Below are 24397 nucleotides of genomic sequence, written 5' to 3'. Positions count from 1 at the left end.
TCCCCTCCCCACGTCACCCTCGAGTTGCTGCCTGAAATGCAATTCGGGCCGCTTCTTGTTCGGCAGCTTTAATCGATCGCCCTTTTCCTTGACCCAAGCAGCGATTTTTCAGCCAGACTTGGGCGCTAAACCGTTCGGGACTGCCGTGAGTGGGGTTAACTTCCCGCACCCGATACTCTGGGAGTAACTTGTATTGGGCTTGCGTCCATTCTTGTAATGCCGCTTTGTAATTTTGACGGGCCGGACAGGCGCGGATTTCTTCGGTTAGGGTTTGGAAGTGGGAATCGAGCCAGGGACGCACCAGTTCGAGGGTGTGGGTACTCAGGTAGAGGGCCGCGGCGATCGCTTCGAGGGCATCGGCGAGTCGGCTTGCCATTCCTACTTTATCCCCTGCGGCACTGCCGGCAACGAGGAGATAGCGCTCTAAGCCATAGCTGCGGGCAATTTTGGCTAAAATGCGATCGCTCACCAACACCGATCGAATCGCAGCAAATTCCCCCACTTCAAAGTTTGGGTAGGTTTGCCACAAAAACTCGGCGGCCGCCAAGCGAATCGCGGCATCCCCAACAAATTCCAATTGTTCGTAGTTGGCAATCGCCGAAGCTGAAGGATGGGTGAGGGCTAAGTTGAGTAATGACCAGTTAATTGTCGTGCGTTCGGGTAAGCCAAACTTGCGCGCGAGCTTTTTAAGTTGCTGCTGGCGTTGGGGAGGAATTGAGGACATGGAGAAATCAGACGCGATCGATCGAAGCTTCGCTTTTTCTAGAATACACTGCCGCTTTGCCCCCACTCTCGCACCACCGTCGCGAAATCGCCCCAAGATGCGGAACTCAGCAGGATTCCCGGATACACGGCAGTACTCCAATTGGGATGAACGAGGGCGGTGCAATCGCCAGGCTGCACGGCAAATCCCAAACTGGCAACGGTGGCGGCAACGTCGTCATGATGTATTCTGCCCGGATGAGAGATTATCGGAGTGCCCGATTTGGGATCGATGGCATCGGCGGCAAACCCACGATTTTGCAGATGTGCGGTGAGGGATGTGGCAAGGGTGAGGAATTGCGATCGCAACCGGTCTTTTTGGACTTCGACTTCCCAGCTGGGGTGAGTCAGGGGTAAAGGCGATCGTTGAAGAACCACCAATATTGAAGCGACATCGACCTGCCAACTTGGGAGGATATCCCGTTGGTGGCGCGCGACGAAGGGACTGGGTACGCTCAGCCAAAGTTCGACACAATTATCGATTTTATCAACAGTCATCTCAATATGAGGAAGTGAGGGGATGGGGTGTGGGGTGTGGGGGAAGAGCGTTGCTACGGACCCATTTTGTCAATTGTCCATTGTCGAATGGCACTGAATTAAGACTGAGTTGCTACTGAGTGAGTACGGAACGGCAAGGATTTTACGATTTGTGCTTATGTCAGTGCCATTCGTCCATTGTCCATTCACTTATCTCCTGTTCCCCCTGCCTCCTTTGCTCCCGATGCTTCCGATGTCCCTCCAGTCAAGCATTGCAACCCCGCAGCTGCTGCCGTCTGATGCTCGAACGGGACAAAAACAAGCCCCCCTTCTTCCGCCTTACAGGCAACGATGCGCACCCATTGAGCTTCAAGACCTTTCCGATTGCCCGTGTAGGGGTTGAACCGAATATCGCCGGTTGCCCCTCGGGCGATAAACTCGTTTTCTTCATCTTCTGGGCGCAGGGTTTGCTGCATTCCCACGCGACTGGGGTGCTTTTGCAACCGAATCGCCTGGATTAGCGCCCGTGCGGCATCGTAGGCAAGGGCAGTGTTGCCGCTAACCGATTCGCCCCAGAGTTGGCGCGCCGCTTCGGTAAACTCAGCATTGGGGCTGGTAAGCGGGTGCCAGGGAACGGTAATCGCACTTTTTTGGCGGGATGGGAGTTGGGCCGCTTTTTGCAAAATTCTCTGATTGTATAGCGCCCACCCACCGAGAATCCAGTTTCGATCGCCATTGGCAACGAGCATTTCGATCGCATTATCTACGGAATCGGTCACTTCCCCATCTGGCATGAGAACGATCGCAATGTCTCCTCGAGCGCGAACTTTCTTGTTTTCTACGACCGCATTAAATTCATCAGTTTTGTGGAGATTTCCCTGGGAAAATGCGATCGTTCCTCCCTTGAGTTTAAACAGAATTTCAAAGTCTTTCCAAAAACAATAACTATAGGAACTTCCCTGGTTATAGAAAACCGCAGCTTGAGTTTGATTTAAATTTTGAATTAAAAAATCAACTAATGCAGCGGCTTGAGTTGATGTTGAATAAATCGTTCTCAGAAAAAAGTCGTGCGACTCTTTAGAAGAACATTCCGAAAGTCCTCCTGGTGCTAAGGATGAGGAAGTACTGCCCGGAGAAATGGTTATCAGTTGGTTTGCTTCGTAAATATCGAGAGTTTCAATGGTAATATCGCTGGCATAGTGACCGATGTTTCCTAATAAATCGGGAATTTCACCTAGGGATGCAGCAACAGATTTTGACTGCTCGACTTGATTGCCATCATCGGTGATAATGACGCGCAATCCTTGTAATGTCCCGTTATTGAATATCCCTTTATGAGCGATCGCATTTTTGGGCAAGGCTTCTGCACCGTCGATCGTTAACGATCGATAGCGCTCGAAAAATGCTAAATTGACTTCTAGTTGAGCTTGAGCAACGCCGCGTAAAATTTCGCGAGCGAGATCGGAATTAATTATGTTACCCGCATTATCTCTGCGAATGGGGACGGCAACGGAAATCGTGTAATAATCGGCATTAATGGTTTCTAAAAAGGTATTGTTGAGATAAATTAACGTTTCGGGATCTCGCATGTCATTCCATGCGAGCTTAAAATTTTTCAGCGCCTTTTCGTAACTCAGTTTTTTGCCAAAACAATCTTGCCATGCCTCGAAGTTGGTTAACCTTAATAAAATTGGCAAAGTTGAGCCGTTCGATCGACATCTAGCAATCGCATTCACTCCAGCTTTTTTCGGAAAAGGACTGGAGTTGGTCAAAAGAATTTCTTCCCCAACGCTCAAACTATCTCCGATTTGAAACCGATCGGTTTTAGGTCCGGTAATCTTATCCAAGGCAATAGTGGCGGCGATCGTCACCACGGCAAGCCAACCCCAACGAAACAGAAACGATCGATTCCACCCGCGCGAAGAAGATTTTATCCCTTGAGATCTGGTTGTCAAAGCTCTACGATCGTTTCTTTGAGAAACCCCAGCGACGGACTCCGATAAATCCAGGTCTTGTAAATCTTCTAAAATCTCTTCCACCGATTCGTAGCGCTGGTTGAAGAGATAGCGTATCATTTTATTGAGAATCGCTTCCAAGCGCGGGTCTACCGTCACCATGGGGCGATTGGGCGTTGAGAAATGCCAAATTCTCACTAAAGTTTCTCGGTCTGTGGGGAATTGGTTCGGATTCAACCCCGTTAGCGCTTGGGCGGCAATAATTCCGACGGCATAGATATCGTTGTAAGGTTCGCTAGTATCAGGGTCATGGCGTTGTTCTGGTGGCGTGTAATCTTGCGAGTAAACTGCCCGAGTCGTAACGACAGTTCCCGAGTTAGTGGTATCTAAGCTGCTAATTTCCCGGACTGCACCAAAATCAATGAGGACGATTGGGCCATTATCTTTGCGGCGAATCAGGTTCGAGGGTTTGAGATCGCGATGAATGACCCCATGTCGGTGAACAAATTTCAAGACCTTCAAGATGTCGCGCAAAAATGTCACAACTTGTTCTTGAGACCATTGTTTGCCACCGGTCAATTCCTCTGCAAGAGATTGTCCTTTTATATATTTCTGAACCAGATAAAAATGACGATTTTCGTCAAAGCGATCGAAAAACTGGGGAATTTGCGGGTGGTGACCTAAATCTTTTAATGCATCCGCTTCCCGTTCAAAATAATCTCTAGCCTTTTTTAAAACTTGAGGCTTGCTAGATTTGGGGAAGGGAATTTCTTTAATCGCACACAGGGGATGAAACAAAGACTTTAAATCTCGCGCCAAGTAGGTTACGCCAAACCCGCCGCGTCCCAACTCTTTCAGGATTTTGTAGCGATCGCGCAAAATATCCCCAGGCTGTAAGCACATTACGGTGTGAACCCCCCTAACATTTTCTCAAAGCTAAGCCACCGGGCACAAATACAATCTAGGATGTAACCAGACATCTGGTGGGTGAAGGGCGCAGCTATGCCCGAAAAGCGATACGGTCGTTTAACCCAACCTTGGGATTGCGTTGTCTTGCCGACAAACTCGCAATGGCTAATTTTTGTCGCGATGCTGTTGGATGGATGTGTGCCTACCGACTTATCTTTTCTCTATCCTTATACATTGTGTCAGACAACTCTCAAATGTGACGTTTGCTACCCCCCAGATGGCACGACAACGATCGACAAACATCAGGCGCACGATAACGTTGCGAGTCAGGGTGAGGTCTGTGGGATGTCGGATGTTGGTGAAAGGTTAATTCTTATCGTAACTGCCATATTTCTCCCCATCTCCGACGGTAAGGTGGGCAAAGCATTTAAAGCATTTGGAGCTGTCAGATTTCGTTGTATTCATAATCGATCGCCCAAATGCTTATGCCCCTACAAGCCTCTGCTGTGCGAATAACCCGATGAGCTTTCCCGTCATTTACCATCCCGACTACGTTGCCCCCCTGCCTGCCGGTCATCGATTCCCAATGGCGAAATTTAGCCTGTTGCACCAACACCTCCTCGCAGAAGGGATCGTCCGTCCCGATTGCGTCTATTCCCCCGAACTGCCCCCGCGAGAATGGATCGAATGGGTACACGAGGCGAATTACGTGCGATCGTATTGTGAAGGAACCCTCGAAGCTAAAGCGGTACGCCGTATCGGTTTGCCCTGGACGCCCGATTTGGCGCGGCGAACCTGTCGCGCGGTGGGGGGAACGATTCTCACGGCGAAACTGGCATTGGAATGCGGCATTGCCTGCAATACGGCCGGAGGAACCCATCACGCCTATCCCGAGTTTGGATCGGGGTTTTGTATTTTCAACGATTTGGCGATCGCGGCCCGTTGGGTGCAGCAGCAGGGATTGGCACAAAAGGTATTAATCGTCGATTTGGACGTTCATCAAGGGGATGGAACCGCTGCTATTTTTCGAGACGACCCCACGGTATTTACGTTTTCCATGCACTGTGGCGTAAATTTTCCCGCCCGCAAACAGCCTAGCGATCTTGATGTATCGCTGGCCGAAGGGATGGAGGATGACGAGTACTTGCAAACTCTGGGACAGTATTTACCGGATTTACTCGCCTCGTTTGAGCCGGATTTGGTGCTGTACGACGCGGGAGTAGACACCCATGCGGGCGATCGCCTGGGGAAGCTGGCACTGAGCGATACGGGTCTTTTTCGCCGGGAAATGCAGGTGTTGAGCAGTTGCGTGGGGGGCGGGTATCCAGTGGCGTGCGTGATTGGCGGTGGCTATGCCGACGATATGCAGGGGTTGGTGTACCGTCACGGGTTGTTACATCGAGTGGCAGCAGAGGTGGTGCGTCGGTATCGACTGTAGCGTTTTGTCGATCCCTACATTCCACAGCATTTAGAAAAATCAATTTTTAATTTTGCATTTTTAATTTTGCATTAACAGCCGCCTTCACCAATCGAATCTCCCCAAAACTGTAGCGTTCCCCCAAATAGTCGTAAATCGGACGCAGTGCCGTTCCTCCCACCACGTCGATCGCCCCTCGGATTTCCTCCTGCGCCTGGGGTTCTACCAACCGATCCAAATCGATCGACTGTTTGCGTTCGATTAACTCGGCTAAATGGGTGGAGATCGTACTGGGTTTGAAGCCCCGCGCCTGGGCAATTTCAGCCAGACTCAATCCCTGCTGGTACGCTTCGAGGGTTTGCAATAGCGTTGCCGAAATCGTCTCCTGACAATATTCCCGAATTTCCTTAACAAATCGCTCGCCGTACTGATTGAGTTTGTAATTTCCCACCCCCGAGAGTTGGGCGAACTCCATTAAGGATTCAGGGCGTTGCTGTGCCATTAGGCGCAGTGTCGAATCGGCAAAAACGACGTAAGGGGGAACCGATTGTTCGTCGGCAATTTGTTTGCGCAAACCCCGCAACCGGAACAGCAGCATTTCCGCCTCCGCAGCAGCACGATCGCGATCGCCCCGACTCTCCTTCGAGATGGTTACCGGAACCGCCATCTCTACTTTCCGCTGTCGCCGCATCACCTCCCAACTGAGGGCATTGAGTTTCAACACCGAATAGCCGTCAGTGGTTTCATCCATCAACCCCTGATGCAAAAGCGATCGCGCCAGCAACTTCCAATCCTCTGCGCTGCGATCGCGTCCGATACCGTAAGTGGAGAGTCGATCGTGTTGGTGTTGCTGAATCTTCTTCTTCTTAGAACCCCGCAACACGTCGATAATATGATTGGTACCGAACCGTTCCTTGCACCGCGCCACGCAGGAGAGAAACTTCATCGCCTCGATGGTGCGATCTTCGATATTCTTCGTCTCTTTGCAGTTATCGCAATTGTCGCAATTCCCCGGAAAACTTTCCCCAAAATAACTCAACTGAATCGTGCGGCGACAGTCGGTTCCTTCGGCGTAGTCGATGACGCGACGCAATTGTTGGTAGGCGATGCGCCGTTCCCCTTCATCTCCCTTTTGCTCGATAATCCACTCAATTTTTTTCACGTCGCCGAAACCCAAAAACAGGGTACACCGCGCCGCTTCCCCATCCCGTCCCGCCCGTCCGGCTTCTTGATAGTATCCTTCTAAATTGCGGGGTAAATCGTAGTGAATCACGAACCGCACGTCCGGCTTGTTAATCCCCATACCAAAGGCAATCGTCGCTACCATCACCTGCACGTCATCGCGAATAAACCGGGTTTGGTTATCGCTGCGGTCTTTATCGGACATTCCGGCATGGTAGGGTAATGCCGAGATGCGATCGCGCTGGAGTTTGAACGCCAATTCTTCTACCTGGCGGCGACTCATGCAGTAGATAATACCGGAACCGCCTTTTTGAATCTGTTTGACGATTTCGACGTAAGTGCGACTGTTCTTGTTGCGCACCTCGTAATATAGGTTGGGGCGATCGAAACTGGCAACGTGGATGTAGGGTTGTGCCAGGGCTAATTGTTGGATGATATCCCCCCGTACCCGTTCCGTTGCCGTTGCCGTCAGCGCCATCACCGGAACCTGGGGAAACCGCTGCCGCACTTGACGCAGTTGCCGGTATTCCGGGCGAAAATCGTGCCCCCATTCCGAAACGCAGTGGGCTTCATCGATGGCAAACGCCGCAATCCCCACAGAAGATCGCACCTGTGTGAGAAATTCGAGAAAATTTTCGCTTAGCAGCCGTTCCGGCGCAACGTAGAGGAGTTGGGTTTCCCCGGATAGGATGGCGTTAGAACGCGATCGAACTTCCGCCCCGCTGACGGTACTATTGAGAAACGTCGCCCCAATCCCGTTATTTTGCAGCGCTTCCACCTGGTCTTGCATCAGGGCAATCAGCGGCGATACCACCACCGTTAACCCCTCTCGCAGCAAAGCTGGAAGCTGGAAACACAAAGATTTTCCCCCACCGGTGGGCATCACAATCAGGGCATCCCGATTGGAGAGGGCTTGCTCGATAATTTCCTGCTGTCCCGCCCGAAAGCGATCGTATCCGAAATACTGTTTGAGCGATCGTTCTAAGGGGTGGTGTAAAGCGGTGTTGGGTGATGTGGTAGTTGGTGATGCGATCGTATCTGACATTCGCCCCGATGGTGCTGGAGTCCCTCCCTATTGTAGGAGAGAGCGAGGCACGAGAAAGATAAGGGAAGGGCGTGTCGATCTCGTTTTCGATCGAGAAGAATTTCTCTAATCAAGGAGATGTGAAGGTTTCTTACAGCCCAAACTTCATACTCTCGCAAGACTTCAATTCACTTGTCTGTTGTCTGTTGTCTGTGGGTAAGATCGTATATATCTCTCCACAACTTCTCTAGTTTGTCTCATGGCTTATCCCCTCCAAGAACGCTACATCAATCTCCTCACCGATTTTGGCTTCAAACGAGTTTTCGGAACCGAACCCAATAAAGCCTTACTCATCGACTTCTTGAATACTCTTCTTCCCCCTCACCATCGCATTCGAGATGTTACCTACAAGCGCAACGAGAATTTAGGGAATACAACCCTAGATCGAAAAGCAATTTTCGATATCTACCCCCATTCCACTATTAGAACGGATTAATCAACTCTCACCTTCCGCATTAGATGCCTTGAGTGAAGCATTGTTGGATTTCTCAAATCTGGAAGATTGCGTGGTTTGGCTGGATAGTCTTCCATCTGGGGAGGATGAATTTTCTGAAGGTGTCTAGTGTTAATGAAAAATAGCTAGCTTTATTCTTTACCACGATCGCACATGAATTCGATCGATGCCACGGATTTTCTGAAAAATTTACTCCGTCAAGATGTTGAAACGGTACAAGAGTGGCTACAATCTATTGTCGAAAAAAAGGCAAAACCACCAGATAATTTTAACTGGCTCGGATTTGATGATGTTTCGGCATTCAGGGCAAGGGAATTAGTTTTAGAATCAAAAGAGATAAGCTTGCAGTGGGGAAAAATAGCGATTGCAGCTTACGAGATTCTTAATGAAATTGATACAAATGTTCGAGCCTTAGATAGTTCTCATACTTATTATGCAATGTGGCTGCGTGCTTACTTAATTCATCACTTAGGAGTTCAAGACGCTCGAATTTTCAATCCACAGATGATTTTTGAGTGGTTTTTCTCAAGTCTGGAAATTTCCCATTTAGAAGCTCGTGCAAGAAGTCAGAAATGGAAATCCTTTTTATCGCAGAAACAGAAACGTCAACTGAAGCATTCGGAGATCGAAGAAATGTTACAACTCCGGAGAATTAAAGGAAAGCTCAAAGTTATTGAATTTTTGTTAGAAAGTCATCCCCAACCAATCGATAAAGATTTAAGTCTTTGGCTCTCAATTAAAGATGATTTGCTTTAAAATGACTAACCTTTCGTTGTCTTTCCCCGTCAAAAACCCATGCCAAAAATCGATCGCGTTTTAGTCTGCCAAAATCGCACCTGTCGCCGTCAGGGTTCCCCGGCCGTTCTGGCAACCTTCAAGGCGCATCCTGTCGCCGATATCGCCATCGAAGGTTGCGGGTGTTTGGGACAATGCGGCAACGGGCCGATGGTATTAGTATTGCCGGTCGAAACCTGGTACGATCGCGTTCAACCGGGTGAAGTTGTCGCCGTCGTCGAGCAACACCTACTGGGCGGTCAACCGGTCAAAGCGATGCTGTATCGGAAATTTCACCCATCGCGCTAAAGCAAGCCACAAATTCTAGCGCAACAGACCTTGGGGAAAGGGATACTCGGGAAATTCATTTCGAAATGCTTTCCCCGGCAAGATTGACTCGAAGATTCGATCGTGCTTGACACCTGCATCCGTTAGTGTGGATGGACATTGGGTACAAAAAATACGGAAAATGCAGCGGTTGCTGTAAAATCTCAATCGAGATCGGTTTGGTTCAACACGTAATGTGCTGCAGCCATACTTAAGCGAACCCGTTCGATTTCTGAAAGTTCCGACCATTGAGACGAACTAACCCCGGCAATAGCCGATTCGGCCCCATCAGTTCCCCGCATGGCGTAGGCAAAGGGACGGGCCAGCACTTGCAAATCCGCATCCGTCCAGTTGGGGAACAGTTCAGCTACGCAGGCAACCAATCGATCTGCGGCAACCTGGGGACTTTCGAGAATTGCGGCAGCGCGATCGGCGATCGCCTCTAAAATCGAATCAGGTATGACGGCAAACTTGGAAGCGAGTTCCGTTCGAGACCAACATTGCTCGAGTTGTCCGAAAAGCGCGCTCGATCGGGTTGCAATTTCTTCTGTGGAGAGGGTGCTCATCTCCAGATTCTGTTCTAATGCAGCAAGATACACCTCCGACTCTCTATCGGTCGGGTTCCAAGGATAAGTCACAGCTTCAGCATTGACAGATTCGGCATCGGGAAACAAAGTTGCCAGCAAATCTAACTCAGCCTGAATCTGGGAAGTATTGGAAGTATTGGAAAAAGTAGACATCGTAAGATTACCTGTGAACAAATAGCAGAGTGAGATACTCGAATTAACAAAAGCTGACAATCGATTGTTAACCATGACTACACGGCCGTGGAAATGAGTTCCGCAATCGGGTCGGTTATTCTTCGATCGCAAATTCCCAAGTTTGTCCCTGAGAACTGCCAAACTTGAACTGCATTCCCGAGGTTAAGGGAATTTCCTGGCGGTGAACTTTTTGCCAATTTCCGGTTCCCGCATTCAAAACCAGGGTTCCGTAGCGGGAAAAATCTCGCAGGAAGTATGCCGGTTTGCCGTTCTCTCCGGACGGCTGGAGGTTGCGGTAAAAAATTTCGGCGTGGCGTTTGGAAACCCAGCGTTCGGCTACGGTGAGGTCGTTTTGTTCCGTACGTCCCACTCGCATCAGTCCGGCGCGCACCGGCCACGCTTTTTCCTCGCTTCCCACCCGGCGCAGGTACGCCGAAGAAAGAGGCTGTCCCATACGGGTGTTGGAGTTGGAGGGCAATTCCGTGAGGGAGGAATCGAAATGGCGCGTTGGAATCAGACAGCCGTCAAACTCTGGATGGAGGTACAACACCGGCAGCGTCCAAGCGGGTTGATTGAATTTGTACAGGGTCAAAAGCTGCTGCCGGGCTAGGGAAACCGCCCGATCGATACTTTGCTGCTGGGCGAGGGCTTTAGCAAAGGCTTCGATAAAACTGAGGGCTTCGCGATCGGCGATCGTATCTCGCATGGCCAAGACTGCGGGAACGCCGTGGTGTACCAGCACTTCCGCAAGGCTGCTGCGGGGAATACTTTGGAAGTCGTGGCGATCGCATTGCGCTCCCCAGCAGGAGTTAAAAACCGCCAGAGTCACCTGGGCGCGCACCAACACCTGAGCGAGTTCCGTACCGCTCAGGGTCGTATCCGGTCGCAAAAACAACCGCCCGCCATCCGGGGCAGGAACGCCGTGACCTCCATAAAGGAAAATATGAGTGTCCTCGGTTTCGAGATGTTGAATCAGTTCCTTGGGAGTGGGCTGAATCAGGGTGGTCACTTGGTAGGGAATCGTACCGTTGAGTTGACCGCAACGGGCGAAAATTTCTGAGAGGGTGGTGGCTTCTTTTTCGAGATCCAGGCGAGAACGATCGGTTCCGGCTGATTCCTGACCTAACACCAACAGTATATTTAAGGTGCGATCGGCCAAGCGATAGGAAAGGGCATCGACATCGCTAGTGGTACGACCGAACAGCAAGCGGGGACTCAGGGAAATTGACGGTTTGCCTAGTTGGGGTTGGATAATCTCCCATGGCAAACTCATCAGATCGGGATCGCGCAGTTCCAAACGCACCCGCAGAGGCTTGTTTTGACCCATGGCAATGCCTTGACTTTGGGCGAAGCTGCGCTGAATCGGACCGGAAAACAGCCACTGCCACAACCCCAAGCCCAATTTTTGCATCAGCAGGCTGCTGTAGCTGGTGGCGGGACCTCCAGAGGGATTCGGCAACCCGATCGCATTTTGGCCGGTGGATTTTGCAAGAGGAGAGGGAATCGGTTGCAGGGAAAAGAGTTGCTGCCAGGCCTGCCAGGTTTGGGCGAGTTCGTCAGTCCAGGGGCAGTCGTGGTGAACGTGACCGCCGAGGTAGGGGGCTTGCAGAACCCAGATGGCAAAATGATTTCCGGCGGCTGAAGTCAAGGGGGCGATGGCAATATTCAGACAGGGATGGTCGGCTTGCGGCATTCGATCGATAATGAGACCCAATCGTCAGAGATTCTTCTTTCAGTCTATCTGCAATCTGCGATCGACGAAGATAGGATGGGCGATCGGGCTAGTGCTGCTACGCAGAATTAAAAATGCGCGCATTAACAATTAAAAAGGCTGACTGTATATAGCTTTCAGCGGTTGAGAGCTCGGTAATTATTTCTGCTGTGCTGCTTCTCGGGATGGGCGCTCTCAAATCCGGTTGCACAACTATGACTCGATCGAGAATTACAACCGTAAGCATTCAGCACGCTTGCTATCCGCTATCAGCTTTGAACGAAAATGCCGCATAAATTAGTTTAATCTGGGTTGTCTCGACGGATAAAATTCATCGTCTGAACCTGCGAGTCTGTTTAAATTTAAAGCTTTTGGGGTCTGCAACAAGCTGAAGGCTGACGGCTGATAGCTGAATGCTTACTTTTCGCTTCGCAAAATAAAACGCGATCGAGTTCTATGGAGTCTCAAGGCAGACCTCTTTTCTTGAAAATCCAACTTGCAATTCTAACTTCGAGAATGTTGGTACCTGGCTAAAATACGCGCAATCTCGAGTAAGTTCGCGCACTTATTTCGTTTTTTGGTCGAGCTTTTATTGTCGGAAGATTTTGAATCTTTTTGAGTTGCGCGATCGAGTTTTTTTAATCTTAATGCATATTCTTTTTGAAAATAGGTTTCAATTTCTTTGCCGTCACATTCTTCTGGAACTTCTAAGCGAATCAAAAACGACTGTTCGGATTTTTTTTCAAAGGCTTGAATGGAAATCGTTTGCTCTTTTAAGTCCCGCTCGATCTGTTGGAAAATATCTAAAAACGCCGCCCACTCAATTCCCCGAGAAAACACGAGTTCGACTATTTCTGCATTCCCTTGAAATAGAGATAGAAATTCACCGTTGGCAAAGTTTTTTTGCGAATCCTGGGGTCGCCGTTCTCGAAAGCGAATTTTGCCCGTTGGCGTGACGATCGAATCGAGATAAATCCACTCGCAAATTACATCCTCAAGATGGGTGGAATCGTTAATATTCCAATCGGCAACGCAAGCACCGGTCAGAATCGCTCCTTCAAAATTCGTGGAGACCGCTTGTACGTCCACTAAACTCGCCCCGGTAAGGTCGGCTTCCGTAAGGTCGGCTTCCGTGAGGTCGGCTTTGCGCAGGTTGGCCCGTTTGAGTTTAGCCCCCGTGAGGTCGGCATCGAATAAATCGGTGTTGGTCAAGCTGGTTTGAATCAAATTCGCCCGACTGAAATTGGTCCCGAACAATACCGCTCGATCGAGACTCGCACCTTGGAGGTCGGCACCGAAAAAATTGGCTTTAAACAAAATTGCTCGGGCCAGATTGGCTTTTCTGAGATCCGTGCCGCGCAAATCGACACCGCGCAGATCGGGTCGGATCTTTCTGTGTTGCTTTCGCCACTGATTCCATACGGCAACGCCTTGCTTGAGCAAGCTCAGGTGTTCTTCATTGGCTACCAAGTCTCGAACTCCTATCTTACGACTATTTAAGAAAACGAGCGCGGCGATCGGGGAAAGTGGTTCGGGCGATCGAAGCGATCGCGAGATGCATCCAGAGGGCGTTTGTCGATCTTGTACTGTGTTGAATCGCTCCAGGGGCGATCGGCTAACGTTTGTATTATCACCGTTGGGGATATCCAAACGCAAGATGTTGCCGCATTCAATCTAACCCCCAACTGTCGTTCGTCGTTTCAAATGACACAATAGAAGTAAGGAGTTAAGTCCATAGACCGAACTAGCATCGGGGTAAGCGCGCAACTCAATCCATCCCGAAAAGCTCGTTCCTTTGGCAGTATATCGCTCTGGAAAACACGAATAGGTTATAGGATTACTACCGTGAAAAAAATAAACCTCGTCCTACCCCTCCTTGGATTGCTAGGAGTGGGTGTGGTGTTGGCACTGACGAACCCCAAGCAGTCTGCCTACGAAAAATATGCCGCATCAACGCTGAAAACCTATCTAAACGATAACGTCTGCGAGGATGCTGGTTTCTTACAAGACCAATGCAATTCCCTTCTCGAAACCAGTGGTTCTCCTGTGGAGCAAATTGTCGCCCGATCGACCCAGCGACAAAACTTTGGCGTGTTTAGTATCTATCAAACCAAATTATCCACTCCTGTTCCGTTCACACCCTCCTACCAGATTGAAACCTTTGGCATTCTCAATACATTTCACACATACAAAAGCGAAACGCTAAAGTAATGGGGTACATCTGTGGGGTCGGTTAAATGGTGGTTCCACAAGAGCGTGCGAGAAAATTAATGAGCTACTGTACGAACCCTCAATGTACCAGCCGCAAAAATCCCGATTCAACTCAATTCTGTCAGACTTGCGGCACGCCCTTGCGCCTGAAAAATCGATATCGTCCGCTACAGACCATTGGCAAAGGGGGATTCGGTCGTACGTTTCTCGCCATTGATGAAGACATCCCATCCCATCCCCGTTGCGTCATCAAACAACTTTACTTCCAAACCGACGAGACCGAGATCCAAGAAAAGGTCGTTGCTCTATTTCAGCAAGAAGCCAATCGTTTGGACGAACTGGGGGAGCATCCGCAAATTCCCCAACTCCTGGCGCATTTCGAGTTTAACGGGCAGCTTTATTTAGTACAAGAATGGATTAACGGGCGATCGCTCTCCGAGGAGTTGAAGCAGCAGGGTGCTTTTAGCGAAGCGCAAATTTGGCAACTGTTGCGAGAGATGTTGCCGGTGTTGGAGTTTATCCACCAGCGTCAAATCGTCCACCGAGATCTCAAACCCGCGAATCTCATGCGTCGCGTTGCCCCATTGAAAGGGGAAATCGCCGATCGCATTTCGGAAGTTCCCGCTGACATCCGACGGGACAAACCTGCTCAAGAACCCGAACTGGTGTTAATTGATTTCGGCATTGCTAAAATTTGCGCCCCCCATTTCCAACAAAAAACTGGCACGATTATCGGATCTCCGGAATATATGGCCCCGGAACAGCATCGAGGCAAGGTGTTTCCCGCCAGTGATTTGTATAGTTTGGGGGCAACCTGCGTCCATTTGCTCACCGCTAAATCCCCGGTGGAATTGTTCGACTTGATAACCGATCGCTGGAAATGGCGAGATTCTCTCCCCCCAAACACCCAAGTGAGCGATCGCCTGGCTGGGATTCTAGACAAGCTGCTCGAAAATGCCCTCAGCCGCCGCTATCAGTCCGCACGAGCGGTGTTAAACGATTTAACCCTGTCCAAACCCCTGGCGCAATCCCTGGCGCGCACACCCCCAAAAACCCAGCCAAAACGGGTTAAACGGCGTTCGCGATGGGCGAATTGGTTGGGGTTGGCGGAACCACTCGTGCCGGACGAAGTGTTGCAATCGGCTGTGGGACTCGATTACGCACCGTTGCGATCGCTCCTGAAGCAGAAAAAATGGCAAGGGGCCGATCGCGAAACTCGGCGATTGCTCTGTCGCACCCTCAACAAACCCGCCAATGCTTCCATGCACCTGCACGAAATCGATCGCCTTCCCTGCGAGGATTTACAAACGATCGATCGATTGTGGAGTGCTTACTCCCAAGGACGGTTTGGATTGAGCGTCCAGCAGCAAATTTATGAAGCGTGCGATGGCGACTACATTGAGTTTTGCGATCGGGTGGGTTGGTCGGTGGCCCGCAGTGCCTCGGGAGAACGGGGTCTGAGATACGATCGCCGTGCCCCCGTAGGACATTTACCCTCTCGTGCCTGGGCAGGGGGTCTGCAATGGCGATCGCAGATTGGAGCGATGGCTCAGAAGATAAAGAAATGCCAAAAATGTTGGAACTTACTTCAAGATTCTCCCTTGCCCTTATGACAGTTCCCAGACTGGTCGGAAAATTGATGAATCGACCCAGTTGAATTTGATATTATGTAATGCTATAAATTCCCAGAATTCGATGTTTTTGTTTTTAAAAACTCGATTCCTATCCCTCTTGACCTAAATGTAATTGGCATTTCAATGCGATCTGCATTTAGATATTTCTCGTCTACACCAACAGATTCCCATGACAAAATCCTCTCAAGTCGACCCAAAGTCGCTCGATTCTCTTGCCACCGCGCACAATGAATTCACTGATGTCTTGCATGAGTTTAGGACATCTCTAAACACCATTTTGATGTCAGTAGAGTTACTCGCACAAAAGGATACCTTTGGCACTCAAATCGATCGAAAATATTACTTGCAACATATTCGAGGTGCGGTCGGAACCATGAAGGAGTTATTGAGTCAAAACGAGCCGAAAGAACAGATATTAAATCGTCCAAATCACTGGAATTCTTCGGCAGATACTTTATCTCCAATACGATCTCCTCGAACGAGTTCCGATCCTTCCAAATCAAGTCGAACTTAATCGGCGATTTTAATCCGTCCTTTTAAAACGCCTCGAAGCAAGCGATTGGTGGCCAGAATAGACTCTTCATCGAGAGATTCTTCTAATAATACGGTCATCAATCCATAGCGATCGGTTTTGGTCAGAACCCCAGTATCGGCAACCGAGGCGACAATTTCCGAAAGGGCATCGGGTAGCAGTTGCAGTTGGGGCAACATGGATAGGTAGCTTCAACTCGACTGCATTATTATAGTACGTATTTTTACGCAGTCTGCGTATTTACACGTATCATAATATAAAATTTTTATAAAAACACGCATTCTGAATGAGTATCATTACGCAGATTGTCACGGTCGAGTTCGTTAGGAGACCGGTAGAGGAGAGCCAGGGTAGCTCTCGGGGACAGGTGAATGCTTTTTAGAATCGATGCGTTCGCGAAGCGTCTCATGCAGGAGAATCGAGCATTGGAATTACACGAGATTTCAAGGGTTTGTTCTCCCCCTGCCTCTCCTGCTCAAGACAGTTCCCAACGGTCGGCGTTCCCTTGCGTATGCGCGCGCCCCGCTCCGGTCCGACCTCGTCCCACAGCCACTTGTGCCATAACCGATATGGCTACTGCGATCGGACCCTCACACCCGATTCGAGAACCCAAAAATGCTCTGTTTTCAAGAGGTCTCGACGATCTGTCTAGAGCGAGAAATCCGAACGCAACCCCCAAAAAGGAAATGTTAGAGTAACTCTAGTGCTGAATCCGAATCCCAGTGGCGTTGCGATCGCCCGATTCGAGTCACTCCCGACCTAAGATTGACCTAATATTTTCTAAAATTTTCTAATATATTCAAGAGGCGCTCCTATGTCCGAAGCACCACAAGAATCCACCCCCCAAGTTTCAGGTCCGATCGCCAAAATGCAAGCCAGCATCCGCAACTTTTTCGGCAACTGGAAAGTTAGAGCGGGGTTAATTGCGGGTATACTCTTAACCGTTGGCATGGGCGTATTTCTCCTCGATTTCTTCTGGAATCATCTCGTTGCCGAACAAGGTATGAGAGTTTGGTCGTCGAGTGCCGGCGCGCGTCCCATCGAGTGCATGATCGAAGATACCAACGCCGACGGTTACGTCAGTTGTAGCGCCATGCTTAAAGGAGACATCGTACCCCTCGAATGCGGGGCAAGTGTTTTTAATATCGGTTGCCGCATCAATTATGGGGCCGCCGCCGCGCCGCCGTTGCGAGGGAAAGCGAAGGTTGTAGAACCTGCCTTGTAATCTCGGCAAGCCTCCTGCCCGAACGAATCCCTAGGGTTAAAATCCCGGTCTATGGTTTCTGCAAACGCCACATGGCAACTCGTTCCTCCCGTCGAACCCCCTGAAGCTTTCCGACAAGCCGTGCAGAAGTTCGGGGGGGAAACCTGCCAACACCTCGCCACTCTGCTGTGGAATCGGGGCGTTCGCGATTTGAACCAATTGCCGGGATTTCTCGATCCCAAACGCTATACCCGTACCGATCCCTTCGAGTTCGGCTTAGAAATGCACCAGGCGGTGGAACGCTTGGGGCAAGCCAGAAATCGGGGGGAAAACGTTGCGATTTGGGGCGACTTCGATGCCGATGGGATTACATCAACGTCGGTATTGCTAGAAGGATTGGGGCAATTTTTCGAGACCCAACATCTCGATTACTACATTCCCAATCGCCTTAAGGAATCCCACGGTTTGAACTGCGCCCGAATCGATCGCCTCGCCGATGCGGGAACCCAACTCATCGTCACTTGCGACACCGGCAGTACCAACCTCGAGGAAATCGAATACGCCAACCGCCGAGGCATCGAGACGATCGTTACCGACCACCACACCCTACCGGACGATCGCCCTCCCGTGGTGGCAATTATCAATCCTCGCTATCTCCCCGAAACTCATCCCCTATTTCATCTCTCCGGGGTTGCCGTCGCCTACAAACTCGTTGAAGCCCTCTACCTGACTCTCCCAACCGTTCCCCAACAACCCCTCGAAGGGTTATTAGACTTAGTGGCGATCGGGTTGATTGCCGATTTGGTGCAACTGAGTGGGGATTGCCGCTACCTGGCGCAGATGGGAATTGGCAAACTGCAACAGCAACTGACCAATCCCACCCGTCCCGGCGTGGCGAAATTACTGGAGTTGTGCAAGCGAACCGGCGATCGACCCACGGATATTTCGTTCGGACTCGGCCCCCGAATTAATGCCGTCAGCCGGATTCAGGGGGATGCATCTTTTTGCGTCGAGTTACTCACCAGTCGGGATACCGGGCGTTGCAACGAGTTGGCCCTAGAAACGGAACTGGCAAACGCCCGCCGCCAGGAATTGCAACGGGATGTCACCCAGCAGGTTCGGCAGCAGCTTTCCCAACTGGATTTATCCACCACCTGCGCCATCGTTCTCGAAGATTCCCAGTGGGCCCCTGGGGTGTTGGGTTTGGTGGCCGGACAGGTAGCCCAGGAATACGGACGGCCGACCATTTTACTCAGTCGCGATGGTGGGGATTTGGGGGAAACAACGGCGCAATTTGCCCGAGGTTCGGCGCGATCGGTGAATGGCGTGGATTTGTACGAACTGGTTAAGTCTCAAGCCCACCTCCTGCACCGGTTTGGCGGTCATCCCTTTGCGGCGGGGTTGAGTTTAACCGTGGAGAATATCCCGTTGTTGGTGGAAGGCATCAACCGCCAGTTGCGTCAGAAAATCGATGCTGGGGAATATACGCTTGGGGCAGTTGTCGAAGCAGATTTACAGGTGACGGTGGCGGAGTTGGGACAGGGGTTATTTCGCGAGTTGAAACATCTCGAACCCTGCGGTATGGGAAATCCAGTTCCCAAACTCCTGATTCGAGATTGCTGGTTCGATCGAATTTGGCATCGCAACATTAAAGACTCAAGAGGGCGCAAGGTTAAATACATCAAAACCGAGTTTTGCATCTGGGACGAATTAACCGATCGGGGATTTCCCGGCATTTGGTGGGGTCACTACAAAGATGAAATTCCCACCGGTCGCTGCGATGCGATCGTCGAACTCGACTACAATACCTTCAATCGTCGCTACGAAGTACGCTTAATTGCCGTGCGATCGAAACTGGAAGGGTGGGTGTTGGGGCAAGCGGCGGATTCCGGCGTAGAAATTCTCGACTGGCGCGGGTCTGAGGAAATACAAACCGACGACGTTCGGGTTCTCGAAGCTTGTCCGGCGAGTTGGGATGAGTTGCGATCGTGGCTGCGAAACGCCGTCAATTCCCGCGATCGAGCAGGAGAATTTCCCGTTGCGATCGGCTATCCTCCTCCAGAACCCATCCCCCCGGAACGAGTGTGGCAGCAGTTGGTGGGCATTGCCAAGTTTCTCGCCCGGACTGGAGAATCGGCAACCTCTAGGCAGCTTTGTCAGAAGTTGGGCATCGGCAAGCGATCGCTGGAAATCGGCTTTGAATACTTATCAAAAATTGGCTTTTCTGTCAATCAAAAACAAGGCTCCCTCGCCTTCACCTTCTCCCCCGACTCAGCGCAAATAAAAGAGGCGATCGACATCGATCCATTTCTCGAAGCCGTTCGCGAAGAGCAATTCCGCCGCCAGTACTTTTCCCAAATTCCGTTAGAAATGGTGCGATCGATAACGGCTTTATCGCAATCACCATGTCGTCAGGAATAGTAAGCTGTAGGGTAGGCAGGTTTTCTCGATCGGGATTCAATTCATACGCCGACGGTTCAATTGCCCACCGACCCGAACTACCCCGATCTGTCCCATTTCATATCAGATCTGGTTAAAGGACCATAATACGCCAACTTTACGGATAGTCCTCCTCCCCTGCTTCCTCTGCATCCCAGGCCTCCTCTGACCTCAACCCTTAATTATGGTTAATCAACCGGATTTGATATCATTCCGCCTTCTGTTGGTGTAGCCTGCGCATATTCCGAATTCCGTATTCCGAATTCCGCATTCCGAAAAAACATGAACCCAGCCATTCCCGTTCGCAATCCCCGTACCGGCATCCCAGATTACGAGATAACACCCCCCACCGCCGAAGAACTGGGGCAAGTCTGCGCCAATTTGCGCCAAGCCCAACCGTCATGGCAGCAACTGGGGGTTGAAGGGCGAATTGAGGTGATGCAGCAGTGGAAACAGGCACTTCTCGATCGAAAAGAGGCGATCGTGGCGGCGTTGGTAGCCGATACGGGACGGCTGACGGAGTCGGTGATGGAAGTTGATGGGGTCATTTCCAGTCTCGATCGCTGGTGTCGGTTAACGCCGCAATTCCTCACTGCCGACACCGCCCAACCCACTGCCATGCCCACCATCCAACTGCAACAGCAATGGGTTCCCTACCCCCTCGTCGGCATCATCAGTCCCTGGAATTTTCCCCTGCTGCTATCGTTAATCGATGCCATTCCCGCCCTGCTAGCTGGGTGTGGAGCGATCGTCAAACCCAGCGAAATTACCCCCCGCTTTGTGGAACCCCTGATGGAAACTCTGGCTGCGGTTCCCGAACTGCGATCGGTTCTCGGTTATATCCAAGGGGCAGGGGAAACGGGGGCCGCTTTAATCGAACAAGTGGATTTAGTTTGCTTTACCGGCAGCGTCGCCACTGGGCGCAAAGTTGCCGCAGCCGCTGCAGGGCAGTTTGTCCCCGCGTTTTTGGAGTTGGGTGGTAAAGATCCGGCGATCGTTTTGGAATCGGCAAATCTCGATTTGGCCACTTCTGCCTTGCTGTGGGGTTCGGTGGTGAATACGGGGCAATCTTGTTTGTCGATCGAACGAATTTACGTTGCCGAAGCGGTATTTGAGGAATTTGTCGATCGTCTCGTTGCCAAAGCCCAAACCCTAAAACTGGCATACCCCAATCCCGAAGACGGACAAATCGGACCGATTATCGCTGAATTTCAAGCGAAAATAATTGCCGAACACCTGCGAGATGCTGCGGAAAAGGGGGCGGCGATCCGCTGTGGCGGCAAGGTAGAGGAACGCGGTGGGGGATGGTGGTGTCCTCCCACGGTACTTACCGGAGTTAGTCATCAAATGAAGGTGATGACGGAAGAAACCTTCGGTCCGATAATGCCTGTCATGCCCTTTGCCACCGTCGAAGAAGCGATTCGCCTTGCCAATGACAGTGACTACGGACTCAGCGGGGCGGTATTTGCCGGTTCTGAAGCTGAAGCCCTTGCCATCGCTAGCAAAATCGATGCTGGGGGAATTAGTATCAACGATGCCGGATTGACAGGATTTATTCACGAAGGGGAGAAAAACTCGTTCAAATTTTCCGGTTTGGGGGGTTCGCGGATGGGGGTCGTTTCCCTGCGGCGATTTTTGCGTCGGAAAGCCTTGTTTGTGAAAACCGCATCGGTTGCCAATCCGTGGTGGTTTTAGTTTTAGAGCGATCTCATGCAGAAGTCAACGGTAAGAATTCAGGTCGAATCGATTGATAGCAGTTCGCGCTGGTATGATTACATCTCTTCCGTCATGGGGAATGGGGAATGGAAAAAACCTATTTCTGGGAGATTTTAAATCAACTGATGACGAAGGGCTATGGATCCCCCCTAACCCCCCTTCATAAGGGGGAACTAGAAAAATCAACAAACTGCACAAGCATCCTATGGCTTCCCGGACAAACTAACAGCGCAAGCATCCTATGGCTTCCCCCTTCTTAAGGGGGACGGGAGGGGGATCTACTGAAGCTGCTGAATCCTGACGGTAAATGGCTGTGTAGCCTTCTCCTCTCAAGACACTACGCAATTCATGTTGCAAAGCGAAACGGCATGGCTGTGCGCTTGAACCCTACTATCCACTGAGGATTTCTCTCACCAAATCGTTGCTAAATCCAATATAAATCCCGGTAAAATATCTTCGCCAGAAAGCGTTTTCGGTGCATCGGCATTGATACTGTTGCAAGACGAACACGGTATCATCACAGCATCGACACGAAACGTATGGGGTTGGAGAATGCCACAGAGCTTGCAAACCTTTGCCCCCACATAGTCTGTAGTCTCATCGATCGGTGCGGCAAAAAGAGGGAAGGGGATGCCAAGTTGTGCGAAGGTGACTGCCATGAGTTGGAAGGAATAAGGATGTGGAGAGAGATTTTGAGGCGATCGTCCTTCAACCGTAACACTCAGTTACCAGCAATCTTTCCAAAAAATGCTTCGGTTTTAGGTGTAAGTTTAAAAAACTGGGGCGGAAGGGTTCGAACCTCCGAATGGCGGGACCAAAACCCGCTGCCTTACCACTTGGCGACGCCCCATTGCGTTGACCTTATATATATTAACAGTAGGTTCCCCCAGGATGTCAAGCCTTTTTTTCAAGATCCGGCGATCGAATAATACGCGACCCATTCACCAGGAGATCGAGACCGAGGCGACCCATGTACCGGAGGCCAACCAAACCTATAATAGAATTACAATCGCGCATCTTACATGGTGTCGCCCGAAGCAACCCGACAGCTTCCAAACAACTGCGGGTTTGTTTTTTATCGGAATCGATAGAGTACAAAGACTTCAACGATTCGCGGGTCGTTGGCTTTCTTCTACTTTAGAAAGCATCGGCTCATAAAACCCTGCAGGGTAATGCAACCGCATTCAATGCAGTTCGTCAGATGAGTCATACAAGAGAGGAATTTTATGTCTTCGAGCGAGGGTCGTACCCAGACCATCCTGGCAGTGGACGATAGCGCTATCACCCAGCAAATGATCCAACGAGCCTTGGGAGAGGAGTATCGCGTCCTATTAGAAGATAATGCCTTGGATGCTTTAAGCTTGATTTACCACGAGCCGATTTCTGTGCTGCTGCTCGATGTGTCCATGCCTGAAATTGACGGCTTAGAACTCTGTCGAACCGTGCGCAACCTGCCCCAATTTCAAGAGCTACCCATTATCATGCTCACCGCTCGCGATAAAGCGTTCGATAAAGTCAAAGGTCGGATGGCCGGGGCGACGGAGTATCTCACCAAACCCTTCGATGCCGAGCAATTACGCCAAGTGGTCGGAAAATACGCTCAAACAGAAGTGGCTGTCGATTCTGAGAGTTAACCCCGACTCCATCCACAAAACATCATCCCTTGGACGAGTCGCTCGCGCTGACAAACTGACGCAGGCGCATCAAGCTCAGGGTTTGCCCCAAATTTAACGGCAGCAGGGAGAGTCCTTCCAAACGAGACTGCACCCATCCTTGGCCCCAGTACCACTCGTGAAAGCCATCGATGCCTTGACTCAGCAGCAGCCGCAGGTGATTATCTCCCACAGCATCAACGTGATGTTGGATTGTCACCAAACCGAGGGTACTGGTGAAAGTCAATCCCTCAGTGAGTTGTTCGGGCAATCCCGTCGCGAGCTGTTGCGGCCACCACCATTGTTTGAGGCGATCGGGATAGAGCAAACTTTGTTGGATCGCCGTGGCAGAAGCCTCGACCTCAACTCGTAAATGACTTTGTTGAAACGTACCCAGCATCTTCAAAAATTGCGTATTTAAACCGAAAAAACCTCAAAGCAGATTGTCTCTTACATCGAGGATTGTTTTCAGTATCGCAGAAAAATTGAGATCGGGTTTTTTGTGGTGGGGTCTTCAAGTCTCCCGATCTTCAGGCTTGTTATGGACGGTGAAAGCATTCGGGGAGAGACAGTGGTCGCCCAGCCATGCCGACATGGGACATTGTGACCCAAGACTGAAGTTCGATTGCCCTCTATTCCAACAAATTCATCTTCTCCCACCACCGCTCCAGGGGGAAATAAATCGCCGGTGCCCAGAGACTACTGAGAATCGCCGACGCCAGCGTCACCCGCTGGTGGTACGTCCAAATATCTGAGAGCGATCGCCCCATCTCGGTTGCATCCCCCCACAGGGTTTCCATACTAAACTGAAGTGCCGTCACTGTTTCGGCCACGACGCTCATACCAAACACCACCAGCGCCACGGAAATAAAATCTTCCTGGATGTAGCGCTGTTTCTGCAATCGAGCCGCCAGCACCCCAACGACGATCAGGCTCGCAGCATGGGTGGGGTCTGCCGAACTCATCCCATCTTGGATGATGCCGACAGTCAACCCAGCTAAGATACCCTGCCCAACCGTGCGATTGAGACTCCAAGCCACCACCCAAATCAGCAACCAATTCGGCCCGATGCCCAACAGTTCCATCCCCGGCAAACGGGTAGGCAACAAGAGCAAACACACCAGTAAAGAACCCACCGTGACGCTCGCGTCGAGTCCTTGACGCAGCCAGGACGGCCATCGAGCGAAAGGGGGTAT

24 protein-coding genes and 1 tRNA gene are annotated in these 24397 nt (G+C 50.7%); 12 read left to right on the top strand and 13 right to left on the bottom strand.

All coding sequences use genetic code 11. The features are described 5' to 3' along the window. Positions 1 to 13: 13 nt before the first annotated feature. From rnc to AC2215_RS27695, 3 genes are all read right to left on the bottom strand, one after another. Positions 14 to 724: a ribonuclease III gene (rnc, locus tag AC2215_RS27705; RefSeq protein WP_486813271.1), complete on the bottom strand. Its 711-nt coding sequence runs from the start codon at positions 722 to 724 to the stop codon at positions 14 to 16. A gap of 38 nt (positions 725 to 762) precedes the next feature. Next, positions 763 to 1260, bottom strand: coding sequence for a methylmalonic aciduria and homocystinuria type D protein (locus AC2215_RS27700; RefSeq protein WP_486813270.1), 498 nt, complete (start codon positions 1258 to 1260; stop codon positions 763 to 765). Between the two features lie 185 nt (positions 1261 to 1445). After that, the gene (locus AC2215_RS27695) at positions 1446 to 4097 is read right to left on the bottom strand and encodes a bifunctional serine/threonine-protein kinase/ABC transporter substrate-binding protein (protein ID WP_486813269.1); all 2652 of its coding nucleotides are present in this window, start codon (positions 4095 to 4097) and stop codon (positions 1446 to 1448) included. Between the two features lie 526 nt (positions 4098 to 4623). Between AC2215_RS27695 and AC2215_RS27690 the strand changes: the two genes are divergently transcribed. Then, complete coding sequence (locus tag AC2215_RS27690) at positions 4624 to 5541, top strand: histone deacetylase family protein (protein WP_486813268.1); 918 nt, start codon at positions 4624 to 4626, stop codon at positions 5539 to 5541. A gap of 46 nt (positions 5542 to 5587) precedes the next feature. Here AC2215_RS27690 and recQ read toward each other — a convergent pair whose 3' ends face one another. Further along, positions 5588 to 7747: a DNA helicase RecQ gene (gene recQ, locus AC2215_RS27685; protein ID WP_486813267.1), complete on the bottom strand. Its 2160-nt coding sequence runs from the start codon at positions 7745 to 7747 to the stop codon at positions 5588 to 5590. A 238-nt stretch (positions 7748 to 7985) separates the two neighbouring features. Here recQ and AC2215_RS27680 point away from each other — a divergent pair, with 238 nt between their 5' ends. The 4 genes from AC2215_RS27680 to AC2215_RS27665 are packed head-to-tail and all read left to right on the top strand — an operon-like array spanning position 7986 to position 9323. Next, complete coding sequence (locus AC2215_RS27680; RefSeq protein ID WP_486813266.1) at positions 7986 to 8222, top strand: PD-(D/E)XK nuclease family transposase; 237 nt, start codon at positions 7986 to 7988, stop codon at positions 8220 to 8222. 28 nt (positions 8223 to 8250) lie between these two features. Continuing rightward, positions 8251 to 8349 carry a hypothetical protein gene (locus tag AC2215_RS27675; RefSeq protein ID WP_486813265.1) on the top strand — a complete coding sequence of 33 codons (99 nt, stop codon included), beginning with the start codon at positions 8251 to 8253 and terminating at the stop codon, positions 8347 to 8349. Positions 8350 to 8393: 44 nt separating this feature from the next. Then, positions 8394 to 8996, top strand: a complete 603-nt coding sequence (locus tag AC2215_RS27670) for a hypothetical protein (protein ID WP_486813264.1) — start codon at positions 8394 to 8396, stop codon at positions 8994 to 8996. A 39-nt stretch (positions 8997 to 9035) separates the two neighbouring features. Continuing rightward, positions 9036 to 9323 (top strand): (2Fe-2S) ferredoxin domain-containing protein, encoded by a 288-nt coding sequence (locus AC2215_RS27665; protein WP_486813263.1) that lies wholly within the window; start codon positions 9036 to 9038, stop codon positions 9321 to 9323. Between the two features lie 182 nt (positions 9324 to 9505). On the opposite strand, the gene AC2215_RS27660 is transcribed toward AC2215_RS27665, so the two are convergent. The 4 genes from AC2215_RS27660 to AC2215_RS27645 all read right to left on the bottom strand — a co-directional run bounded on the left by AC2215_RS27660 (position 9506) and on the right by AC2215_RS27645 (position 13447). Beyond that, positions 9506 to 10081 carry a hypothetical protein gene (locus AC2215_RS27660; protein ID WP_486813262.1) on the bottom strand — a complete coding sequence of 192 codons (576 nt, stop codon included), beginning with the start codon at positions 10079 to 10081 and terminating at the stop codon, positions 9506 to 9508. A 115-nt stretch (positions 10082 to 10196) separates the two neighbouring features. Then, on the bottom strand, positions 10197 to 11795 hold the full coding sequence (locus AC2215_RS27655; RefSeq protein ID WP_486813294.1) for an FHA domain-containing protein: 1599 nt from the start codon (positions 11793 to 11795) through the stop codon (positions 10197 to 10199). 522 nt (positions 11796 to 12317) lie between these two features. After that, entirely contained in the window at positions 12318 to 13283 is a 966-nt protein-coding gene (locus AC2215_RS27650) for a pentapeptide repeat-containing protein (RefSeq protein ID WP_486813261.1), read from the bottom strand. Between the two features lie 26 nt (positions 13284 to 13309). After that, complete coding sequence (locus AC2215_RS27645; RefSeq protein ID WP_486813260.1) at positions 13310 to 13447, bottom strand: hypothetical protein; 138 nt, start codon at positions 13445 to 13447, stop codon at positions 13310 to 13312. A 211-nt stretch (positions 13448 to 13658) separates the two neighbouring features. Here AC2215_RS27645 and AC2215_RS27640 point away from each other — a divergent pair, with 211 nt between their 5' ends. From AC2215_RS27640 to AC2215_RS27630, 3 genes are all read left to right on the top strand, one after another. After that, positions 13659 to 14024 carry a DUF4359 domain-containing protein gene (locus AC2215_RS27640; RefSeq protein ID WP_486813259.1) on the top strand — a complete coding sequence of 122 codons (366 nt, stop codon included), beginning with the start codon at positions 13659 to 13661 and terminating at the stop codon, positions 14022 to 14024. Positions 14025 to 14083: 59 nt separating this feature from the next. Next, positions 14084 to 15637 (top strand): protein kinase domain-containing protein, encoded by a 1554-nt coding sequence (locus AC2215_RS27635; RefSeq protein WP_486813258.1) that lies wholly within the window; start codon positions 14084 to 14086, stop codon positions 15635 to 15637. 190 nt (positions 15638 to 15827) lie between these two features. Continuing rightward, positions 15828 to 16172 carry a histidine kinase dimerization/phospho-acceptor domain-containing protein gene (locus AC2215_RS27630; protein WP_486813257.1) on the top strand — a complete coding sequence of 115 codons (345 nt, stop codon included), beginning with the start codon at positions 15828 to 15830 and terminating at the stop codon, positions 16170 to 16172. Here the strand turns inward: AC2215_RS27630 and AC2215_RS27625 are convergent. Further along, entirely contained in the window at positions 16169 to 16369 is a 201-nt protein-coding gene (locus AC2215_RS27625) for a hypothetical protein (RefSeq protein WP_486813256.1), read from the bottom strand. The genes AC2215_RS27630 and AC2215_RS27625 overlap by 4 nt on opposite strands. Before the next feature lie 635 nt (positions 16370 to 17004). Here AC2215_RS27625 and AC2215_RS27620 point away from each other — a divergent pair. The 3 genes from AC2215_RS27620 (at position 17005) to AC2215_RS27610 (ending at position 21528) form a co-directional block, all read left to right on the top strand. Further along, positions 17005 to 17415, top strand: coding sequence for a hypothetical protein (locus tag AC2215_RS27620; protein ID WP_486813255.1), 411 nt, complete (start codon positions 17005 to 17007; stop codon positions 17413 to 17415). 51 nt (positions 17416 to 17466) lie between these two features. Further along, the gene (gene recJ, locus AC2215_RS27615) at positions 17467 to 19815 is read left to right on the top strand and encodes a single-stranded-DNA-specific exonuclease RecJ (protein ID WP_486813254.1); all 2349 of its coding nucleotides are present in this window, start codon (positions 17467 to 17469) and stop codon (positions 19813 to 19815) included. A 300-nt stretch (positions 19816 to 20115) separates the two neighbouring features. After that, the gene (locus AC2215_RS27610; RefSeq protein WP_486813253.1) at positions 20116 to 21528 is read left to right on the top strand and encodes an aldehyde dehydrogenase family protein; all 1413 of its coding nucleotides are present in this window, start codon (positions 20116 to 20118) and stop codon (positions 21526 to 21528) included. A 431-nt stretch (positions 21529 to 21959) separates the two neighbouring features. Here the strand turns inward: AC2215_RS27610 and AC2215_RS27605 are convergent, their stop codons facing one another. Together AC2215_RS27605 and AC2215_RS27600 are read right to left on the bottom strand one after the other, a co-directional pair. Further along, positions 21960 to 22208 (bottom strand): hypothetical protein, encoded by a 249-nt coding sequence (locus AC2215_RS27605; RefSeq protein WP_486813252.1) that lies wholly within the window; start codon positions 22206 to 22208, stop codon positions 21960 to 21962. Between the two features lie 119 nt (positions 22209 to 22327). Continuing rightward, positions 22328 to 22399: transfer RNA gene (locus AC2215_RS27600), tRNA-Gln, on the bottom strand. A gap of 376 nt (positions 22400 to 22775) precedes the next feature. On the opposite strand from AC2215_RS27600, the gene AC2215_RS27595 reads away from it, so the two are divergent. Continuing rightward, positions 22776 to 23183 (top strand): response regulator, encoded by a 408-nt coding sequence (locus tag AC2215_RS27595; RefSeq protein ID WP_486813251.1) that lies wholly within the window; start codon positions 22776 to 22778, stop codon positions 23181 to 23183. A gap of 22 nt (positions 23184 to 23205) precedes the next feature. Here AC2215_RS27595 and AC2215_RS27590 read toward each other — a convergent pair whose 3' ends face one another. Continuing rightward, a complete protein-coding gene (locus AC2215_RS27590) occupies positions 23206 to 23601 on the bottom strand; it encodes a hypothetical protein (protein WP_486813250.1) in 396 nt (131 codons plus the stop codon). A gap of 232 nt (positions 23602 to 23833) precedes the next feature. After that, a complete protein-coding gene (gene mreD / locus AC2215_RS27585; RefSeq protein ID WP_486813293.1) occupies positions 23834 to 24397 on the bottom strand; it encodes a rod shape-determining protein MreD in 564 nt (187 codons plus the stop codon).

The organism is Zarconia sp., assembly GCF_057467645.1.
Note: the sequence above shows the minus strand (reverse complement) of the source record. Positions and strands in the feature narration are given on the sequence as shown.

Excerpts from the sequence above, each read along its gene's own strand:
- recQ (WP_486813267.1), bottom strand. The coding sequence starts at position 7,747 with ATGTCAGATACGATCGCATCACCAACTACCACATCACCCAACACCGCT.
- AC2215_RS27610 (WP_486813253.1), top strand. The coding sequence starts at position 20,116 with ATGAACCCAGCCATTCCCGTTCGCAATCCCCGTACCGGCATCCCAGAT.
- AC2215_RS27655 (WP_486813294.1), bottom strand. The coding sequence starts at position 11,795 with ATGCCGCAAGCCGACCATCCCTGTCTGAATATTGCCATCGCCCCCTTG.
- recJ (WP_486813254.1), top strand. The coding sequence starts at position 17,467 with ATGGTTTCTGCAAACGCCACATGGCAACTCGTTCCTCCCGTCGAACCC.
- AC2215_RS27695 (WP_486813269.1), bottom strand. The coding sequence starts at position 4,097 with ATGTGCTTACAGCCTGGGGATATTTTGCGCGATCGCTACAAAATCCTG.
- AC2215_RS27680 (WP_486813266.1), top strand. The coding sequence starts at position 7,986 with ATGGCTTATCCCCTCCAAGAACGCTACATCAATCTCCTCACCGATTTT.
- rnc (WP_486813271.1), bottom strand. The coding sequence starts at position 724 with ATGTCCTCAATTCCTCCCCAACGCCAGCAGCAACTTAAAAAGCTCGCG.
- AC2215_RS27700 (WP_486813270.1), bottom strand. The coding sequence starts at position 1,260 with ATGACTGTTGATAAAATCGATAATTGTGTCGAACTTTGGCTGAGCGTA.
- AC2215_RS27635 (WP_486813258.1), top strand. The coding sequence starts at position 14,084 with ATGAGCTACTGTACGAACCCTCAATGTACCAGCCGCAAAAATCCCGAT.
- AC2215_RS27670 (WP_486813264.1), top strand. The coding sequence starts at position 8,394 with ATGAATTCGATCGATGCCACGGATTTTCTGAAAAATTTACTCCGTCAA.
- AC2215_RS27665 (WP_486813263.1), top strand. The coding sequence starts at position 9,036 with ATGCCAAAAATCGATCGCGTTTTAGTCTGCCAAAATCGCACCTGTCGC.
- AC2215_RS27605 (WP_486813252.1), bottom strand. The coding sequence starts at position 22,208 with ATGGCAGTCACCTTCGCACAACTTGGCATCCCCTTCCCTCTTTTTGCC.
- AC2215_RS27590 (WP_486813250.1), bottom strand. The coding sequence starts at position 23,601 with ATGCTGGGTACGTTTCAACAAAGTCATTTACGAGTTGAGGTCGAGGCT.
- AC2215_RS27690 (WP_486813268.1), top strand. The coding sequence starts at position 4,624 with ATGAGCTTTCCCGTCATTTACCATCCCGACTACGTTGCCCCCCTGCCT.
- AC2215_RS27620 (WP_486813255.1), top strand. The coding sequence starts at position 17,005 with ATGTCCGAAGCACCACAAGAATCCACCCCCCAAGTTTCAGGTCCGATC.
- AC2215_RS27630 (WP_486813257.1), top strand. The coding sequence starts at position 15,828 with ATGACAAAATCCTCTCAAGTCGACCCAAAGTCGCTCGATTCTCTTGCC.
- AC2215_RS27595 (WP_486813251.1), top strand. The coding sequence starts at position 22,776 with ATGTCTTCGAGCGAGGGTCGTACCCAGACCATCCTGGCAGTGGACGAT.
- AC2215_RS27625 (WP_486813256.1), bottom strand. The coding sequence starts at position 16,369 with ATGTTGCCCCAACTGCAACTGCTACCCGATGCCCTTTCGGAAATTGTC.
- AC2215_RS27660 (WP_486813262.1), bottom strand. The coding sequence starts at position 10,081 with ATGTCTACTTTTTCCAATACTTCCAATACTTCCCAGATTCAGGCTGAG.